This window comes from Bradyrhizobium sp. (assembly GCF_049581145.1).
In the GTDB taxonomy this organism is placed as follows: domain Bacteria; phylum Pseudomonadota; class Alphaproteobacteria; order Rhizobiales; family Xanthobacteraceae; genus Bradyrhizobium.
Genome location: NZ_JBAURI010000901.1, coordinates 1 through 2821, shown reverse-complemented (window position 1 = coordinate 2821; position 2821 = coordinate 1). Strand labels below are relative to the sequence as shown.

Genomic DNA, 2821 nt, shown 5'->3' with positions numbered 1-2821 from the left:
GTTCTGCGGCTTGAACGGCCGGACCTTCAAGCCGCGCAGCGTTAGCGCGCGGGCAAGCCCGGCAACGATGAGCGACTTGCCCACGTCCGAGCCGGTGCCCTGGAACATCAGCGCGCGGGCCGGCATGTTTTAGAACTCGATACCAGGCTGCGCCTTCACGCCGGCGGCGAAATGATGCTTGACCAGCGTCATCTCGGTGACGAGGTCGGCGATGTCGATCAATTCCTGCTTGGCGTTGCGGCCGGTGAGCACGACATGGGTCAGCGGCGGCTTCGAAGTTTGCAGGAACGCGACCACCTCGTTGATATCAAGATAATCGTAGCGCAGCGCGATGTTGATCTCGTCGAGCACCACCATGCGCAGGCTGGAATCGCCGATCAACTGCTTGGCTTTCTCCCAGCCGGCCTGCGCGGCCGCGATGTCGCGGGCGCGGTCCTGGGTTTCCCAGGTAAAACCTTCGCCCATGGCGTAGAACTGGCAGAGCTCGCCGAAATGGGTCGTCAGCAGCCGCCGCTCGCCGGTATCCCAGGCGCCCTTGATGAACTGCACCACCGCGCAGGGAAAACCATGCGCGACGCAGCGCATGATCATGCCGAACGCGGAGGAGGATTTGCCCTTGCCCGCACCGGTATGGACGATGATCAGGCCCTTCTCGCCGCTCTTCTCCGCCATCAGCCGGTCGCGCGCGGCCTTCTTCCTGGCCATCTTCGCGGTGTGCCGGACTTCATCGGCGACATCGTGTTCGGGAACCATTCAAGACACTCCTTCGGCTTGACAAGTCCCAAGCTTGGGCAAATGGTGGCCCAGTGTTGGTTCCTGTCCTATGACAGGCGAAGAGGGAATGCGATAGGCTCGAAGCCCCGAAAAAGGATCGAGCCCGAAAAGCAGCCGCCCCCGCGACCGTGACCGGAGAGATCCCCACTCGCCACTGACCGAGAGGTCGGGAAGGCGGGGATCGGAGGAGAAATCCTGCTCCGCAAGCCGGGAGACCTGCCAGCACAGTGGATTTTGACCGGCGGACGGGGTGTTTTCCGCGACGGGGAGCGAACCCGTGCGCCGCGCAGGTTCGTCCGCCTCATCACCTCCCGCCGAAACGTTTGAGGGGTCGATGGCCGCAACGCTTCATGTCTGTATCACCTGCCGCGCCGGCCAGACGATCGTGGAAGGCGAGCCGACGCCTGGCGCGCGGCTGCGCGATGCGATTCTCGAAGTGGGCGTGCCGCCCGACGTGAACCTCGTGCCCATCGAGTGCCTGTCCGCCTGCAGCCAGGGCTGCTCGGTTGCGCTCAGCGCCCCCGGGCGGTGGTCTTATGTCTACGGACGATTGTCGGAAGCGAACGCCAAAGACGTGGTCGCGGGTGCCGCCGCCTATGCGGCAGCGCCGGATGGCCTGGTGCCGTGGCGCGCGCGGCCGGACATCTTCCGCAAGCAATCGCTGGCGCGTATTCCCCCGATCAACCTGCTGCCGGAGGCCGCCGAATGAGTTCGCTCGCCAAGATTCCCGTGACCGTGATCACCGGCTTTCTCGGATCCGGCAAGACCACGCTGATCCGCCACCTCATGACCAATGCCAACGGCAGAAAGCTCGCCGTGCTGGTCAACGAGTTCGGCAGCGAGGGCGTCGACGGCGACATCCTCAAAGCCTGCGCGGATGCCAATTGCCCGGAGGAGAACATCGTCGAACTCGCCAATGGCTGTATCTGCTGCACCGTGGCCGACGATTTCATCCCGACCATCGAAAACCTGCTCGCACGCAAGGTGCGGCCGGATCACATCCTGATCGAGACCTCCGGGCTTGCGCTGCCAAAACCGCTGTTGAAGGCGTTCGACTGGCCCGAGATCCGCTCGCGCATCACGGTCGACGGCGTCATTGCGCTGGCGGACGCCGAAGCCGTCGCCAACGGCCGTTTTGCGCCGAACCCTTTGGCCGTCGAGGCGCAACGCGCTGCCGACCAGAGCCTGGATCACGAAACGCCGCTGTCGGAGGTGTTCGAGGATCAGATCTGCTGTGCCGACATCGTGCTCTTGACCAAGGCGGACCTTGCCGGCGAGGCCGGGCTTGCGGCGGCGAAGCGCGCCATCATGGCCGAGACGCCACGTGTCGTTCCGATGCTCGCGGTCACCGACGGCGCCATCGATCCGCAGCTGATCCTCGGCCTCAACGCGGTCGCCGAGGATGATCTCGACGCGCGCCCCTCGCATCACGACAGTGACGACGACCACGAACATGACGATTTTGCCTCCGTGGTGGTCGAGCTTCCCGAAGTGACCGACATCGAGGCCCTGGTTCGCGCGATCGGCCGGCTGGCCCGCGAACAGAACGTGCTGCGCGCCAAGGGATATCTCGCGGTCGCAGGAAAACCGATGCGGCTGCTGGTGCAGTCGGTCGGCGAGCGCGTGCGGCATCAGTTCGACCGGCCGTGGGGCAGCGCGCCGCGCCGATCGAAACTGGTCGTGATCGGCGAGCGCGGCGACATCGACGAGGCTGCGATCAGGGCAGCACTTGATATCTCGGGGCTTGATATTTCAGGACTGGTCGTCTGATGCACGTCGTCTTTCGCGAGAGTCATGGCCTGGAGGAGACCGCGACACCGGTCGACCTGGCGCAGGATCCCGCCGATCTCGTGGTGCTGTCGTTCTCCGATAGCGATCTCGCCGCGTTCGCGGCTGGATGGCGGCGCGGTCGCGCCAGCCTGCCGTCGCTGCGGCTCGCCAATCTGGCGTCGCTGCGCCATCCGCTGTCGGTCGACACTTACCTGGAACGCACGCTCGCCCACGCGCACGGCATCATGGTGCGGCTGATCGGCGGCGAATCCTATTG

At 65.1% G+C, this 2821-nt stretch carries 5 protein-coding genes and 1 riboswitch; of the genes, 3 read left to right on the top strand and 2 right to left on the bottom strand.

Annotation, left to right across the window (positions count from 1 at the left end; translation table 11 throughout):
- A partial coding sequence (locus tag WCB02_RS29620) for a hypothetical protein (protein WP_423963474.1) occupies positions 1-126 on the bottom strand: 126 nt, incomplete at its 3' end.
- A 3-nt stretch (positions 127-129) separates the two neighbouring features.
- Positions 130-753, bottom strand: a complete 624-nt coding sequence (cobO, locus tag WCB02_RS29615; RefSeq protein ID WP_423963472.1) for a cob(I)yrinic acid a,c-diamide adenosyltransferase — start codon at positions 751-753, stop codon at positions 130-132.
- Positions 754-793: 40 nt separating this feature from the next.
- Positions 794-1012: riboswitch (cobalamin riboswitch) on the top strand.
- 96 nt (positions 1013-1108) lie between these two features.
- Between cobO and WCB02_RS29610 the strand changes: the two genes are divergently transcribed.
- The 3 genes from WCB02_RS29610 to WCB02_RS29600 all read left to right on the top strand — a co-directional run.
- Positions 1109-1483 carry a DUF1636 family protein gene (locus WCB02_RS29610; RefSeq protein WP_423963470.1) on the top strand — a complete coding sequence of 125 codons (375 nt, stop codon included), beginning with the start codon at positions 1109-1111 and terminating at the stop codon, positions 1481-1483.
- Positions 1480-2544, top strand: coding sequence for a cobalamin biosynthesis protein CobW (gene cobW, locus WCB02_RS29605; protein WP_423963467.1), 1065 nt, complete (start codon positions 1480-1482; stop codon positions 2542-2544). The genes WCB02_RS29610 and cobW overlap by 4 nt, the downstream gene beginning before the upstream one ends.
- A partial coding sequence (locus WCB02_RS29600; RefSeq protein WP_423963464.1) for a hypothetical protein occupies positions 2544-2821 on the top strand: 278 nt, incomplete at its 3' end. The genes cobW and WCB02_RS29600, both read left to right, overlap by 1 nt.

Coding starts and splice junctions, on each gene's coding strand:
- cobW (WP_423963467.1), top strand. CDS start 1,480: ATGAGTTCGCTCGCCAAGATTCCCGTGACCGTGATCACCGGCTTTCTC.
- cobO (WP_423963472.1), bottom strand. CDS start 753: ATGGTTCCCGAACACGATGTCGCCGATGAAGTCCGGCACACCGCGAAG.
- WCB02_RS29610 (WP_423963470.1), top strand. CDS start 1,109: ATGGCCGCAACGCTTCATGTCTGTATCACCTGCCGCGCCGGCCAGACG.